The sequence below is a fragment of the Alteribacillus bidgolensis genome (genome assembly GCF_002886255.1).
Classification (GTDB): domain Bacteria; phylum Bacillota; class Bacilli; order Bacillales; family Marinococcaceae; genus Alteribacillus; species Alteribacillus bidgolensis.
In genome coordinates this window covers 1,871,674-1,887,541 of sequence record NZ_KZ614149.1, presented here as the reverse complement: position 1 = coordinate 1,887,541, position 15,868 = coordinate 1,871,674, and the positions used below count along the sequence as shown (strand labels likewise).

The following is a 15,868-nucleotide window of genomic DNA, read 5'->3' as shown; positions in this document are numbered from 1 at the left end:
CACAACTGTCTATTTGTAAAAGAACTTGTCTTTGTTCTCATCCAGCTTAAACGTTACCCCTTTTATAATATTTTCATTTTTCTACTCTCTGCTCTTATATGTCACCAAAAGAATTCTTGTTCTCCTTTCTACCAATCAACAAGTCATATAACTCCGCCCTTCAATTCAATATTTTTTAAACCTCCTTTTAGAAATTCTCCAACTATTAAGGATTCCATATATTCCTTCTCACTAGTTAAAAATGCAATTTCCGTGCCAAGGAGAATAGGTAATAAAAAACATATAATGGCGGCCATTTATCAGAAGATTAGTAATATATTTAAAATAATGAATCTATTTCGAATCAAATGGATTCATATTCGCTTCGAATTAATTTGAACTACAATGGGGGTGGTCAGGCAGGTAAAATATTTAATGAGGATAAGAACTTTCATCACATTTTTAATTAATCAAATACTGAAAATAAGGCTTGTTTTTGGAAAAATGACACAAGTATGAAAAAGTTGGGAGTCTCGGTCAAAAGTAATCGGGATAAATGAAAAATTCATGGGAACATGGGGAAAGTACAATTTTAAAAATGTAATCAGTACGAGTTGAATAATAAATGATTCGATATTGGTTCAGATGTTTTCAACTTTACAACGTAAAATGGGATGATGGAACCGCTTTTTCTTAAACCATCTTGTCGTTAATTTTGCATGCGTTAAGACTTCAGGTTTTAAGGTATGAATCACAGGTAGATTTGGCAGAACGAAGGCTGAAGCATTTACATGAATAGGTATGCAAACGGATATGCACACGTCTAAAAAATAGGAAATGTGAGAATCGTTTTTAGAGAAAGGAACTGGCGAACTTCCGAATGTATGGGTCTATAGTGTCGAACATAATGAGACATTACGAGGTCGTATTCAACGTGGATTAAATAAAGGAGAAGCAATGAAGACCCTGTTTTATTGAAAAACAAGACAATAATGCTGAGAATATAAAATGTCACATATTATAAATGTCGAAAAAAAGGATAGGTAAGCAATGATATATCTGTTTACCTTATCCTTTTTTGTACAATGACCTCATTTACCACTAAGTCAAAATAAAATGTTTGTTGAACTAACGCGCCCGCTTTACGAAGAAGTAATAGGTGGTTGCTGCTGAGACGGAAGAAACTAGTAAAATCAATACTCTTTTTCAATACTTTTTTGCGTTTAATTTTCCATTTAAATAAAATCGATTCCTACATACATCTGTTCACTATTAATCATCCCCACCTGCTCGATTCTAAAATAGTATAAAAGAAGACAGTTTATATAAAGATCGGTGCCGTGGCTTTTTCGAAAGTTTCTATTAAGCTGCATGTAAACGCCTAATCTCAGTTTGTCCGTTTTACGAATCTTTTAAAGTCTGGCCACTTCTATTGTTCTGGTTTATAAGGGACAAGGCAGGTTCGATCTGGGTAATTTTCTGCTGTCCTCGCTATCCAGTTCATTTCCTGAGCGGCTCGACCTGCTAACACAGGATCCTTTGTATGAGAAGCCAGAAAACTATGATTTATAATCCACCAGGCTGGCTTCATACCTGCCCGGTTAAGATCTGTCTCCAGCCGTTCTGCTTCGAGTACTGGAGTCGTTTCTGGAAGTGTAATAATTAATACTGCGGTCTGCTCTCTATCACGTAAGCGCGGCAAAAGTTCTTTTACCTCCGCTGGAAGCTCTCCTGCAGAGCGTAGAACTTCTTGGTGATACGACTCTGCTGCATCGAGCAATAATAAGGTATGCCCGGTTGGTGCTGTATCCAATACGACAAATTCATTTTCAGCACGTGCAGCTGTTTTAGCAAAGGCATGAAACACCGCTATTTCTTCGGTACAAGGAGAATCTAAATCTTCCTTTAAATAGGCTAAACTATCTTCATCAAGATCTTCACTTACCCGTGCCAAAACATTTTGTTTATACGTATTTGTTTCTGTTTCTGGATCAATACTGCTTACCGTCATAGCATGGGGAAGGTTTTTTCCATGAAGCGAATGATTCAAGTGATTAGCTGGATCTGTCGTTGTTAAATGAACAGAATGACCGTTTTCTGCAAGAGTTAATGCAATTTCTGCAGCTGTGGCAGTTTTCCCGACACCGCCTTTTCCCATCGTCAAGATAAGACGAGAATCATGATTTATGATGTCATTGATTACATTAGTTAACCCCGGCAGATCTGGCGCTGTGACAGAAGCATCAATGGTTTGTTGTATTTTAGGTATTTCCTTTTGTAATAGGGAGCGCAGTCCTTCCACTCCTTCGATATTTTCAGGGAATAGCGGTATATGATAGTGCTGCAATGGCTCTAATGATTTCGGTAATTCTTTTAAAGCTTGCTGCTGGCGGCGTATATACTCTGCAGCAATTTTATCTGGACTGTCTGTAAACGGGTGAAAGCCGTTTAAAAGCAGAAATTGATTGGCAATTCCAAGCTCATTCAATTCTGCACTGGCACGGCCTGCTTCTGTTAACGAAGACTGTTCAGGCCGGGCAACGAGAAATAGAGACGTTTTCTCTGGATCTGCAAGAGTTTTGACCGTTTGATTATACAAATTTTCTTTTTCCTGCAAGCCAGCCATCGGACCAAGGCAAGAAGCCCCGTGTGTGCTGTTATCAAGAAAGTCGCTCCACGCTGTCGGGAGCTGCAGCAATCGTAAAGTGTGACCGGTAGGAGCTGTATCAAAAATGATATGATCAAAAGCGTCATTCGTTTCAGAAGAAGCAAGTACACTTGTAAACTCGTCAAATGCAGCAATTTCTACTGTACAAGCTCCTGACAGCTGTTCTTCCATACTTTGAATAGCTGGTTTGGGCAGTTTACCGCGATACGGACCGACCATTTTTTCCCGATATGCTCGTGCAGCTTCTTCTGGGTCAATATTAATTGCAAATAAACCGTTTATCCCGGAAACAGCAGTCTGTTTGTTAGAAAGCTCCATGTCAAAGACATCCTGAAGGTTAGAAGCAGGGTCTGTACTAACAATGAGAACATTCTTTCCTTCATCAGCAAGTGCAACAGCGGAAGCAGCTGCGGTTGACGTTTTACCGGCGCCGCCTTTTCCAGTGAAAAATAAGTGCTTTGTTTGAGGCAGATGTTTTCGTTCAAAACGCATCTAGTATGGCTCCTTTAGTTAATAGAAATGTCGACTTTTGATGGTTTGCTTCCTTTTTGTAATGTTTCTTTAGAAATCCCCAGCCATTCGCTTAATTCCGTTCTTGAAGGGTATTCTCCTGATTTTACAACTTTCCCGTCTAACATAGTAACCGGAAGAATATCGGTTCCTTTTTCTCCCATTAACTTAGCAATTTCTTGCTTTTGCACAAAAGGGTCCGGTTCTTGAGCAAGATTGTAACGGTGTATATTAATTCCTTTATTTTTTAAAATGTGTAAGTCAGAAGCAATCCGGGTTAATGCAGGGTCAACATCCGGACCGCAAACGCCTGTAGGACAGCAAAGGGCTGGATCGAAAATCTCTAATTTCATTTCCATACTTCCTTTCATCGTACTTTAGTCAAGTTAACTTTGTTAAAGGAACAAAGTATAAGCAAAACTACGTCTTCCGCCATTGGACTTGGCGGTAAGCCAAGTTTTTCTAAAAAATATTTACTTATTGACATATAAACATTTGCTTATATTATAATAAGTCATAGGAAAATATATTTCAAGGTGGAATAAAGAAGGGGGGGGTTCCTATGAAAACGATGGCCGAGGTACCAATTGAAAAAGTAGCTCCTATATTAAAGCTGCTTGGAGATAAAACGAGACTGACAATGATTGCGCTTTTGGCGGAAGGAGAATGCTGTGTATGCGAATTTACTGAAATTTTTAATATGAGCCAGCCGTCCATCAGCCAGCACTTACGAAAACTTCGTGACGCAGGAGTAGTGCATGAAGAAAGAAGAGGGCAGTGGGTCTTTTATTCTTTAAACAAGGAAAATGACCTTTATCCGTTGGTTGAAAGCTTGATCAGCCAGCTGCCGCCGCAAAAAGAAAGGCTGGAGGATTTAGAAAGAAGCGGGAACCGTATTGTTTGGTGCGGCACTCGCAGATAATATTTGTGGAGAGAAATCATCATAAGGGAGATAGAGACAGATGACAGATGTAACGATAGCTGTGTTAATTTTTTTGGTAACACTTGTGTTCGTCATCTGGCAGCCGAGGGGACTTTCCATCGGCTGGTCTGCTTCCATAGGGGCAGTAGTGGCTCTCTTAGCTGGGGTAGTCACTTTTTCAGATGTCGGAGATGTTACCAATATTGTTTGGAATGCAACATTAACTTTTATTGCAGTAATCATTATTTCATTAATACTTGATGAAATTGGATTTTTTGAATGGGCTGCTTTACATATGGCCCGAATCGCTAACGGCAGCGGAGTGAAAATGTTTATTTATGTCGCCGTACTAGGTGCGGTTGTAGCAGCTTTGTTTGCAAATGACGGTGCTGCTCTTATTTTAACGCCAATCGTACTTGCAATGGTGCGGGCGTTAAATTTTAAAGAAGCAATGGTTCTTCCATTTGTAATGGCAAGTGGATTTATTGCTGATACGACAAGCCTTCCATTTATTGTAAGCAACCTTGTCAATATCGTTTCTGCTGATTATTTTGGCATCGGGTTTGTAGAATATGCGTCACGAATGATTGTGCCTAATCTGTTTGCCTTAATAGCTAGCATTATCGTGCTGTATATCTATTTTCGAAAAGATATCCCATCTTCTTATAAAATGGAGGATTTAAAAAAGCCGGCAGAAGCAATTCAAGATCTAAAGATGTTTCGTTTATCTTGGCTTGTGCTCAGTTTGCTTTTAATCGGCTATTTTGTTAGTGAATTTATTCCTTGGCAGAACCCGGTGACTGGTGAAGCAGAAGCATTTCCCGTTTCTTTTATAGCTGGAGTAATAGCGATTTTCTTTGTACTCATGGCGCGGAAAAGCCCGGCTGTGGAGACATCAGCAGTTATGAAGGGTGCTCCATGGGAAATTGTTGTATTTTCGATTGGTATGTACGTTGTCGTTTATGGTCTTCGTAACGCAGGATTAACGGATGTGCTTGCGTCCGGTCTGGAGCTTGCCGCAGATCAGGGATTATTTTCAGCCACGGTCGTAACAGGCTTTATCGCAGCGTTTTTATCTTCCATCATGAACAATATGCCGACTGTTATGATCAATGCTTTGGCAATTGCTGATACAGACACGGTTGGAAACCTTCGTGAAGCGATGATTTACGCGAATGTGATCGGCTCTGATCTCGGTCCGAAAATTACGCCGATTGGATCGCTTGCTACCTTGCTTTGGCTGCACGTTCTCTCGACAAAAGGAGTAAAAATCAGCTGGGGTTATTATTTTAAAGTCGGAATTGTCATTACGATACCAACCTTGTTTATAACATTGGCCGGATTATACATTTGGCTTTTAATTATTGGATAATAAAGGAGAGAATGAACAATGAGTGATAAAAAAATAATGTATTTTCTGTGTACCGGAAATTCTTGCCGCAGTCAGATGGCAGAAGGATTTGGAAAAAAGTATTTAGAAGGCTGGGAAGTATACTCCGCCGGTATTAAAGCGCATGGCGTCAATCCTAAAGCGGTAAAAGCAATGAAAGAAGTGGAAATTGATATTTCTGATCATACTTCAGACACGATCGATCCAGAGCTATTAAACAAAGCAGATATGGTAGTAACTCTTTGCGGTCATGCTAATGATGTATGTCCAACCACACCTCCTCATGTAAAAAGAGAGCATTGGGGGTTTGACGATCCTGCACAAGCGATAGGTTCAGAAGAAGAAAAATGGGCCGTTTTCCAACGTGTCCGTGATGAAATAGGAGAGCGTATTAAAACGTTTGCTGAAACTCAATGAACATGTTTGATAACTGTTGATCGCTAAGAGCGGTCAACTTTTTTCACTTTAAGAAAGTTTAATTTCCTTAAAGGATTAAAGTATAAGAAAAACTAAGGCTTTGTGCCAAGTCATTATTGGCGAAAGCCTTAGTTTTTCTAAGATTTAAAATACATACATGTAATTCAGCATGTATATTAGTGAAATCCGTTAACTAAGACACTAAGAATAACCCTCGGCATATACTCTTTTAAAAGTACCTTCCAGATGAGCAATTCTTTATTTTTGTCATAGTTCTTTCCCTTTCCATCATATACTTTCGCAAGGGAATGAAACAAGCTATACAATACATCCATGTACGAGAAAAGGGGGAAGAACAGGGATGGACAAGAATATAAATAAAGTTCGCCGGCAAATTGAAAACAAAAGAAAAAAACGTGAATGGATGAGAGAAAGAGATCAGTCTTCATCATATGAATTCTATCCTCATCATAGTGATGCACCTTATCATGAACCAGAATTTTATAAATGGAGTGATCAAGAAAAAGAGATGGACAGGCAGGATAGACGCGGGGGAGCCTGGGTGCTGCAAAGTTTAATTGCAGCTACTCTGTTTTTATTGATAGGGATACTATTTCAATCCTCGCATCCTGCCTTTGAAGGGGCTAGACAATACATTACTACTTCTTTTGAAGAAGAATTTCCGTTTGCAGCCGCTACAGCGTGGTATGAAGAAAGATTTGGAAGTCCGCTCGCCTTTCTTCCTTTTCAAGATAATTTAGAGAACACCCCTCAGCAGCCAGTCAGTGAATCAACGGACTCTTTTGCCGTCCCAGTATCAGGAACAGTGGCAGAAAGCTTTTCTGAAAATGGAAAAGGGATCGTTCTTGAAACGGGTCAAGATGAAAGCATAGAAGCTATAAAAGGTGGAGTGGTCGTTCATACCGGTCCTCATGAAGATTGGGATCTTGCTGTGGCTGTACAGCATTACGAAGGCGGAGAATCCTGGTATGGGATGATGGATAATGTGGAGGTGAAGCTTTATGATCATGTTTCCACAGGGACCGTGCTAGGTACTGTAAACACTGAAGAAGGAAGCGGGCGCTTTTCTTTAGCCATTAAAGAGAATAATGAATACATTGATCCGGTGGACGTGATCGCTATTGATTAACCAATTTAAATTGATCCGTTTTCATCCGTTATTCTGGCTAGTGGCTGCAACAGCAGTCTTTACTGGTTTCTTTTATGAACTTTTGCTTTTATTTCTTATTGTTTTTCTGCATGAATTAGGCCACGCGGCAGTCGCTCTTCATTACAATTGGAGAATTAAAAAAATTGAATTACTGCCTTTTGGAGGAGTGATGGAAACAGCAGAACATGGAAATCGTCCCGTTCGAGAAGAAGCAATGGTTGCTGCTGCAGGTCCGATCGTACATCTTCCTCTTATTGCTATATCTTTTCTGCTGCTAAAAACGCCTTATTGGCATGAGGCCGACCACGCTCTTTTTCTTCATTATAATCTTACACTCTTCTGTTTTAATCTGCTGCCGGTGTGGCCCCTTGATGGCGGGAAACTTTTGTTTTGCTGGTTTACCTCGCGTTTTCCATATTATCAAGCACAAAAACGGATGTGGAAAACATCATGTTTGCTGTTATGCAGTATTGCAGCTCTTTTCTTATGGTCCTTTCCTTTGCACCTTCAAGCGTGGGTGCTTCTGATTTTTTTTATCACCGTTCATTATACGGAATGGAAACAGCAGCCTTATAGTTTTTTTCGATTTTTACTAGAGCGTACCAATGAAAATAGTGGCTATTCTTCAGTCATCGAAAAAATATCCTGGCACGAGCGGCCCATGGATGCAGCGAAAACAATATGCAAAAAAGAAAAATGTCAATTTTATATTTTAGAAAATGGACAAACATTGCCGGAATCGTATATCCTTGAAGCAATCACGATGAAAAGGATGGGCATGGTCAAAATAAGAGACCTGCTATTAGAGGATGAAAGAAAACCTTTTGTTAAATGAAAAAATAGAACATACTGTAATATAATGTACGTTCTGCTAAGATGCGTACAAGGCATGGGATGTTTAAAATGAGGTGCAGCAATGTTTGAGCTTATATTCAATACCGCGACCACGGAAAGGCGGGCTGCGGTGAAAAAGAACGGAAAAGTTATCGAACTATTTATGGAAAGATCTGCGGATGAACGAATTGCAGGAAGCATTTATAAAGGAAGAGTAAAAGATGTACTGCCTGGCATGGAAGCAGCATTTGTAGATATTGGCCGCGAGAAAAACGGCTTTTTGCATAGAAATGAGCTAGTCGGTTACAAACAGTTAAAAGAACCAGAAACAGAAAAAGAAAAGCGCAGTATTTCTGAATTTATTACACAAGGTCAGGAAATCATCGTCCAAGTCACGAAAGAAGAATTCGGCGGCAAAGGAGCACGTTTAACAGAAAATGTATCGCTCCCCGGCAAGTACACAGTGTTTATGCCAGAAGGCGGATACATCGGTGTTTCTAAGCGAATGTCTTCAGAGGATATAAGAGAACATTGGAGGAGCCAGGTAGGTTCTATGCTAGAAGACAGAGAAGGTATTGTTGTTCGTACAAGCTGTGAAAATCGTTCGGAAAAAATAGTAGAGCAAGATATACTCTGCCTTAGAGAAGACTGGCATACTGTACTGCGAACCGCCGAGACAAAGCGAGCGCCCGCTGTTATTTATCAAGATGGAGGAATTTTAGAAAGGCTTTTGCGAGATTATTCTTTTGAAAATATTGACAGGATTGTGGTGGATCATTTTCCGGATGTTCGTTATATAAAGCGGCTATCACGTTTTGAAGAAGAGGACGTAAAAAAGGTTTTTCATTATAAGGGAAAAGAGAATATTTTTTCTGCCGAGGGCATAGAAAAAGAGCTTGACAAAGCCCTCAAGCCAAAAGTTTGGCTGAAAAGCGGAGGTTTTTTAATGATTGAAAAAACCGAAGCACTGACCGTTATTGATGTGAACACGGGACGTTTTACAGGAAAATCTGACCTGGAAGAGACAATACGAAAAACAAATACAGAAGCGGCTTATGAGATTGCAAGCCAATTGAGGCTTAGAGACATATCAGGAATTATAGTTATTGATTTTATCGATATGAAACGAAGGGAAAACAAACAGAAAGTAGTCTCTGTCTTAAAACAGGCCCTTGCAGAAGATCGCACGAAAATAAATGTTGGGGATATGAGTTCGTTTGGGCTCGTCGAGATGACCCGGAAAAAAGTAAGGCGCAGCTTAGCTGATTCACAGTTTTCTAATTGTGAAGTCTGTATGGGGAGCGGACGTCTTCTTTCTGAAGAAGCTATGGCTTACCGGGTTGAACGCATCATTCATGAACATAGAGAACTGGAGGCAGAAGCTATGGTGCTTGAGCTGCCGGTTCGTGTGTTTGACTGGCTGAACGAACAAGGCAAAGCTCTTTTAAAAATGTGGGAAGAGCGTTATCCGTTTGTTTTATATTTTCTTACACATTCCGATAAGGACGGCATTCATATTCGGTTTACCGGTACGGCAGAAGAGGCAGAAAAGCGCTCTAAACCATAAGAGAATGAAACAATGCCGGGGCGGAACCTCTGTTGACACTAGGGTGGCCGTATGATATGATTTTGTCTGTTAGTTGTTTGGCTCGCACCCAAACTACAACCGCTCAAATGCAGGTTTAAGACCGTCTAGGCACCTGTATTGGCGAGTCTTAGTCATAGGAGGTGCATATTACATGTACGCAATCATTGAAACTGGTGGAAAGCAAGTAAAAGTAGAAGAAGGCCAGGAGATCTATGTAGAAAAACTGGACGCTTCTGCAGGCGATGCTGTTACTTTTGATAATGTTGTATTCGTTGGCGGAGATGACGTGAAAGTCGGGTCCCCATACGTGGACGGCGCTAAGGTCACTGCCAAAGTAGATAAGCATGGACGTCAAAAGAAAATTACGGTATGGAAGTTCAAGAGAAGAAAGAACTATCGTCGTAAAATCGGCCATCGTCAGCCATACACCAAAGTTGTTATCGATAAAATCGAAGCATAAGGCCTGCGCGCTATGATTGAAGTCAGCGTAGACCGAAGCAGTAATGGAGAGGTCACTGCTTTTTCGATGTCCGGACACGCTGATGCTGGTCCGTACGGTTATGACTTAGTCTGTGCCGGGGCATCTGCGGTATCTTTTGGTTCTGTCAATGCCATTGCTGCTCTTTGTGATGTAGAACTTGACGTGGATATGAAAAATGATGGAGGATATCTTCGCTGCGCCGTGCCCGAAGACGTGAAGGGGCGCGTCAGGGAAGAAGTTCAGCTGCTGTTAGAAGGCATGCTGGTTTCTCTTGAAACGATCGCCGAGGAATACGGTGAGCATATAAAAATTTCAAATGTATAGGAGGTGAGTCAGATGTTGAAATTGAACCTTCAATTTTTCGCTCAGAAAAAAGGGGTTGGTAGTACAAAGAACGGCCGTGACTCCATTTCTAAGCGCCTTGGTGCGAAGCGCGGAGATGGCCAGTTCGTAACAGGCGGCTCTATTCTTGTACGCCAGCGCGGAACTCGCGTATATCCTGGAGAAAACGTAGGAAAAGGCGGAGACGACACTCTCTTCTCTAAAGTAGACGGAGTAGTGAAGTTCGAACGTCTTGGTAAAAAGCGCAAGCAAGTAAGCGTATATCCAAAAGAAGCATAAGAAGAAAACGTCCCATTGCGATGGGGCGTTTTTTACTTTAGCAAAGTTTAACTTTGCTAAAGAGAATGTTAAAAAAGAGAAAAATGTCGCGAATTAGAAGATAGGAAGAGTACTAGAGTGAAAATACAAAAATTTAAGAAAAGAAAGGAGAACGAAAAACCTGTGAAGAATAATGATATAGTACAGGCTCTGCAATAAAATACAGATTGTCAATAATGACTCTTTTTGTACTTTAGGAAAGTTTAACTTTGTTAAAGGATCAAAGTATAAGCAATAGTACGACTTTCAACGTACAGGACGTACTAATGCCGCCGTTGCCACAGAACGTGGCGTTTTTAGGTGGTTTCCTTTACATGGCGGTAAGCTAAGTTTTTCTGACATTGGGTATGTGTGCTGCAAACATAGCTATTTTACTTTTTTCTTCGGTTATAGAAACGGTGAAGGACCAAAGCAAGTAGAAAAGACATGTAGAACACTTGCTTGAAGACCTTCAAAAAGAAATAAACCCATCAAAAGGGAGAAACCTATGCTGAAAACGACATTTTGTGTTAAAAAGCTGTCCCATTTATCGCGACAAGAATTTAATCAATACTGGCATGAAACACATGCTCCACTTGTACATAAACACGCTTTAGCCCTTAGAATAAAAAAATATACTCAAATTCCTGTACTTGAAGATTCGCCCCGAGGTGCTGTTTCCGTATCATTTGATGGAGTGGCTGAATTGTGGTGGGAAAGTTTAGAAGACCTTAAAGAGAGCCGCCGCGGTTCTGAAGGAAAAAAAGCAGCAAAAGAATTGCTCGAGGAAGAAAGACGTTTTATCTATCTTTCAAATTCTTCGTTGTGGTATGGAGAAGAACATGAAAAATTTTCTTATCTTGATTCTTAAAAGGGGGAAAATTTTTGCGAAAATAATATGTAAACATTGAGTAAAACAGTTATTTTTTTAAAAAGAGGGGAGAAATTCAAAATGGCACCAGTAAAAGAAGGCGCTTTATTATGGGAGCCGCCAGCATCTTTGAAAAAACAATCCAACATGCAGTACTATATGAATTGGCTGTATAAAGAAAAAGCTCTAGATTTTAAAAGTTACGAAGAATTACTGGATTGGTCTGTAACAGATATCGAACGTTTTTGGGAATCATTATGGGAATTTTTTGACATTAAAGCTTCTGCTTCATACACCCGTGTACTAGATGAGCGGAAAATGCCAGGGAGTAAATGGTTTGAGGGAGCGAAATTAAATTATACGGAACAAGTTTTTCGTCATTTTACTCCCAATGACAGCGCTATCATTTCGCAATCAGAAGTCAGACCGCTCGATCATATGACGTGGCAAGAGTTATACGATAAAACCGCTTCTTTTGCTTCCGGGCTAAAATCCGCTGGTGTGAAATCTGGCGACAGGGTAGTTGCTTATATGCCAAATATAACAGAAACGGTTGTTGCGTTTTTAGCCTGTGCAAGCATTGGTGCGGTATGGTCTAGTTGTTCCCCGGATTTTGGGAGTCCGACGGTTATTGATCGGTTTAAGCAAATTGAACCTAAAGTGTTGATTACGGTTGATGGGTATCGGTACGGCGGAAAAGATTTTGACCGCATGTCTACTGTAAAAGAAATACAGAATGGTATCCCAGCCTTAGAAAAAACGATTTTACTGCCTTACTTACAAGAAAATCCGGATGCTGATACATTACATGAAGCAGTACTGTGGAAGCAGTTTATGGCAGAACATAAAAATGCCTCACTTACTTATGAAGCTGTACCGTTTGACCATCCGTTGTGGGTTCTATATTCTTCAGGCACGACCGGCCTTCCTAAAGCAATTGTTCAGGGCCAGGGCGGGATCATCATTGAACATCTAAAACAATTAGTACTTCATATGGACCTTCATAAAGGGGATCGTTTTTTCTGGTTTACTACGACAGGCTGGATGATGTGGAACTTATTAGTGGGCGGTCTTTTGAACCAATCGACGATCCTGCTGTATGATGGTAATCCAGGATATCCAAGTTTAGATACGGTATGGAAATTTGCAGAGGACACAGAGATGAAAGTATTAGGCACAAGTGCAAGTTTTTTACTTGCTTGCAGAAAAAATGGTCTGAAGCCAAAAGAACAATTTAACTTAGATAAATTAATGAGTATCGGTTCTACAGGTTCACCTCTCCCTCCTGAAGGCTTTCAGTGGGTTTATGAAAATGTGAAATCAGATTTATGGCTTTTTTCTATAAGCGGGGGGACCGATGTTTGTTCAGCATTTGTAACGGGTTCGCCTTTTCACCCAGTTCATGCTGGGAATATTCAATGCCGTGCATTAGGTTCAAAAGTGGAAGCTTATGATGAAAAAGGAACCCCGATAACAGATGAAGTTGGAGAACTCGTTATTAGCGAACCAATGCCTTCTATGCCTTTGTATTTTTGGAACGATGAAGGAAATGAAAGGTATTTGGACAGTTATTTTTCTACGTATACCGGTGTATGGAGGCACGGGGATTGGATTAAAATAAATCAAGACGGAAGCTGCCAGATTTACGGACGGTCTGATTCGACCATCAACCGGGGCGGCATTAGAATGGGAACAAGTGAAATATACAGTGCGGTCGAAAGCATCAAAGGGGTGACAGACAGCCTTATTGTAGATGTAAGTAACCACAACGGCAAGGATTTTATGCCGCTTTTTGTCGTCTTAGAAAAAGGAATAAACCTTGATGACACACTTAAAAATAAAATAAATAAACAAATTAAAGAGACTTGTTCTCCAAGACACATTCCAAACGACATTTATGAAATTCAAGAAGTTCCAAGAACATTGAATGGAAAAAAACTTGAAGTTCCAATTAAAAAAATATTAATGGATGTTCCTTTTGAAAAAGCAGTAAACATTGATTCTGTCGGTAATAAGAAAGCGCTGGACTATTTTATCGATCTCGCAAAAAATATTAATTAATAACGAAAAATACAAATCCCTCCTTTAAACGGTTTCTAATGTTAGGGGGGATTTAAAAAGAAGCGGTCATTTGTTTCAATGGATATGTATAAATATGTTTATTCAGAAAATCCAGGAGGTTATGGAATGAAAGTAACGGTGGTAGGGTACTGGCATGCATTTCCACAAAAAGGAGAAGCAGCTTCCGGCTACTTAGTGGAACATAACAATTATCGTGTACTGATTGACTGTGGAAGCGGGGTTGTTTCCCAGCTTCAACATTATTGCAACCTAGATGAACTAGATGCTGTAGTTATTTCTCATTATCATAATGATCATATAGGAGATATTGGCGCCTTGCATTATTTTCGTTTACTGCAGCCTTACATATCGAACAAAGGTGTAAAGCCTTTTGGCATATATGGACATCAGGAAGATGCAGAAGGTTTTAAAAAACTTTCTTTTAAAGATGTTGTTAATGCTAATGCTTATACCCCAAATGACCAACTCGAATTGGGGCCCTTTATATTCTCTTTTTATAAAACGACTCATCCAGCTGCTTGTTATGCGATGAAAATTGAAGCTGGCGGATCAACACTTTTTTATACAGCTGATACCGGTTATATGCCGGAATTGGCAGAAGCAGCTAAAGGGTCTCAATTAATGATAGCAGAATGCAGTTTGTATAAAGGACAAGACGGGGCGCCGGCTGGGCATATGAACAGTGTCGAAGCTGGAGGGTTGGCGAGATTAGCGGAAGTACCTGCTCTTCTTTTAACACACCTTCCTCATTTTGGGGATCACAGCAGACTGGTTAAAGAAGCCCAGGCAGAGTGTCCAGGAATATCAGTAGAAACTGCAAAGTCAGGCTGGACGATAACACTTTAATAAACTAGAAATTTTATAAAGTAAGTATTATTAAAACTATAATGTTACTATAAAAGTCTCGGCGGTTAGGCGAGCTTTCTATTAATTAAACCACTTCAATAGGTCATATGCTCTCCTGTAGAAAGACTGATTAAACATTAGAATCGTCTTCCTGCAGGGGGGCATTTTAATGTCTAAAATGGTCACGACAGAAACAGAATGAAAAAAACAGAACCGTTTGAGTGAAGTTCCGTATGTATTTACCTTTTTCTAACATATGTTATTAAATTGATAAATTTTCCATGTAAACTTAATAAAAATCAAAATATATTTACATAATCTTTACACAAGCACCATGTCTCCTTAATAAAACTCTTTTATACTAGCAATTGTGAGTGGGGGGGAATCATCCTCCATATAAATCTACTAACCTAAAGAGAAAGAGGAGGAAGTGCTTGTGAGCATGAAAAAGGTTTTAATGCTAATAGCATTAGCTGCATTGATGGTAGTCATGGCAGCGTGTGGCGGTGGAGAAGAAGACGCTAATGGGGGTTCAGAAGACACAAACAACGAAAATACAAATGAGGAAGAAGCTGCTGATGGTGAATCTGGCTCTGAGGAAGAAGCTGCTGATGGTGAATCTGGCTCTGAGGAAGAAGCTGCTGATGGTGAATCTGGCTCTATTACTGTTTCAGGTTCAAGTGCTATGCAGCCGCTTGTAGCAGCATCAGCTGAACAATATATGGCTGAAAATCCTGATGCAAGCATCCAGGTACAAGCAGGTGGAAGCGGGACAGGCCTAAGTCAGATAGGAGAAGGCTCTGTAGATATCGGAAACTCAGATGTGTTTGCAGAAGAAAAAGACGGCATTCCTGCTGAGGACTTAGTGGATCATCAAATAGCAGTTGTCGGAATGACGGCAGCGATCAACCCGGAAGCCGGGGTAGAAGACCTTACAATGGACGAGCTTAAAGATGTATTTACCGGTGAGATCACCAACTGGTCTGAACTAGGCGGAGAAGATGTAGACATCACATTGGTAAATCGCCCGGATTCTTCCGGAACTCGTGCGACATTCGTAAAATATGGCCTTGATGGAGAAGAGCCGGCAGAAGGTATTACTGAAGATTCTTCTAACACAGTAAAGAAAATTGTTTCAGAAACAGAAGGCGCAATTGGATATCTAGCTTTCTCTTACTTTGAAGATGATGAGTCTGTGACTCCTGTGAAATTAGACGGCGTCGAGCCAACAGACGAAAATGTACAAAGTGGTGACTTCCCAATTTGGGCTTACCAGCATTCTTATACAAATGGTGAACCGGAAGGTCTTACTGAGGACTTTATCGATTATATGTTGAGTGACCAAGTGCAAGAAGAATTAGTACCTGAAATGGGTTATATTTCCTCCACCAACATGCAAGTAGAGCGTAATGTTGAAGGGGAAATCAGTGAAATCGAAGAATAATCGTACATGGGAACAGTTAAAAACGA

The 15,868-nt window shown here is 40.2% G+C and carries 15 protein-coding genes and 1 other annotated feature; of the genes, 13 read left to right on the top strand and 2 right to left on the bottom strand.

Annotated elements, in window-relative coordinates; genetic code table 11:
* Positions 1–1,408: 1,408 nt before the first annotated feature.
* Positions 1,409–3,139 (bottom strand): arsenical pump-driving ATPase, encoded by a 1,731-nt coding sequence (gene arsA / locus CEF16_RS09550; protein ID WP_091586831.1) that lies wholly within the window; start codon positions 3,137–3,139, stop codon positions 1,409–1,411.
* Between the two features lie 14 nt (positions 3,140–3,153).
* Positions 3,154–3,510 (bottom strand): arsenite efflux transporter metallochaperone ArsD, encoded by a 357-nt coding sequence (gene arsD / locus CEF16_RS09545; protein WP_091586830.1) that lies wholly within the window; start codon positions 3,508–3,510, stop codon positions 3,154–3,156.
* A 209-nt stretch (positions 3,511–3,719) separates the two neighbouring features.
* On the opposite strand from arsD, the gene CEF16_RS09540 reads away from it, so the two are divergent.
* The 13 genes from CEF16_RS09540 (at position 3,720) to CEF16_RS09480 (ending at position 15,842) form a co-directional block, all read left to right on the top strand.
* On the top strand, positions 3,720–4,079 hold the full coding sequence (locus CEF16_RS09540; RefSeq protein WP_091586829.1) for an ArsR/SmtB family transcription factor: 360 nt from the start codon (positions 3,720–3,722) through the stop codon (positions 4,077–4,079).
* 40 nt (positions 4,080–4,119) lie between these two features.
* Positions 4,120–5,451, top strand: a complete 1,332-nt coding sequence (locus CEF16_RS09535) for an arsenic transporter (RefSeq protein ID WP_091586828.1) — start codon at positions 4,120–4,122, stop codon at positions 5,449–5,451.
* A gap of 18 nt (positions 5,452–5,469) precedes the next feature.
* Positions 5,470–5,886, top strand: coding sequence for an arsenate reductase (thioredoxin) (arsC, locus tag CEF16_RS09530; RefSeq protein WP_091586827.1), 417 nt, complete (start codon positions 5,470–5,472; stop codon positions 5,884–5,886).
* A 361-nt stretch (positions 5,887–6,247) separates the two neighbouring features.
* Positions 6,248–7,036, top strand: coding sequence for a M23 family metallopeptidase (locus tag CEF16_RS09525; RefSeq protein ID WP_091586826.1), 789 nt, complete (start codon positions 6,248–6,250; stop codon positions 7,034–7,036).
* Positions 7,029–7,892, top strand: a complete 864-nt coding sequence (locus tag CEF16_RS09520; protein WP_091586825.1) for a M50 family metallopeptidase — start codon at positions 7,029–7,031, stop codon at positions 7,890–7,892. Before CEF16_RS09525 ends, CEF16_RS09520 begins: the two co-directional genes overlap by 8 nt.
* A gap of 129 nt (positions 7,893–8,021) precedes the next feature.
* Positions 8,022–9,458 (top strand): Rne/Rng family ribonuclease, encoded by a 1,437-nt coding sequence (locus CEF16_RS09515; protein WP_245917819.1) that lies wholly within the window; start codon positions 8,022–8,024, stop codon positions 9,456–9,458.
* A gap of 87 nt (positions 9,459–9,545) precedes the next feature.
* Positions 9,546–9,617, top strand: a sequence feature (ribosomal protein L21 leader region).
* A gap of 13 nt (positions 9,618–9,630) precedes the next feature.
* Positions 9,631–9,939, top strand: coding sequence for a 50S ribosomal protein L21 (gene rplU / locus CEF16_RS09510; RefSeq protein WP_091586823.1), 309 nt, complete (start codon positions 9,631–9,633; stop codon positions 9,937–9,939).
* Between the two features lie 12 nt (positions 9,940–9,951).
* A complete protein-coding gene (locus CEF16_RS09505) occupies positions 9,952–10,284 on the top strand; it encodes a ribosomal-processing cysteine protease Prp (protein ID WP_091586822.1) in 333 nt (110 codons plus the stop codon).
* A 12-nt stretch (positions 10,285–10,296) separates the two neighbouring features.
* The gene (gene rpmA / locus CEF16_RS09500) at positions 10,297–10,581 is read left to right on the top strand and encodes a 50S ribosomal protein L27 (protein WP_091586821.1); all 285 of its coding nucleotides are present in this window, start codon (positions 10,297–10,299) and stop codon (positions 10,579–10,581) included.
* Positions 10,582–11,107: 526 nt separating this feature from the next.
* A complete protein-coding gene (locus tag CEF16_RS09495; RefSeq protein WP_091586820.1) occupies positions 11,108–11,470 on the top strand; it encodes an EthD domain-containing protein in 363 nt (120 codons plus the stop codon).
* Between the two features lie 81 nt (positions 11,471–11,551).
* On the top strand, positions 11,552–13,531 hold the full coding sequence (locus CEF16_RS09490) for an acetoacetate--CoA ligase (protein WP_091586819.1): 1,980 nt from the start codon (positions 11,552–11,554) through the stop codon (positions 13,529–13,531).
* A 126-nt stretch (positions 13,532–13,657) separates the two neighbouring features.
* On the top strand, positions 13,658–14,398 hold the full coding sequence (locus CEF16_RS09485; RefSeq protein WP_091586856.1) for an MBL fold metallo-hydrolase: 741 nt from the start codon (positions 13,658–13,660) through the stop codon (positions 14,396–14,398).
* A gap of 436 nt (positions 14,399–14,834) precedes the next feature.
* Entirely contained in the window at positions 14,835–15,842 is a 1,008-nt protein-coding gene (locus CEF16_RS09480; protein ID WP_425427976.1) for a phosphate ABC transporter substrate-binding protein, read from the top strand.
* Positions 15,843–15,868 lie beyond the last annotated feature (26 nt).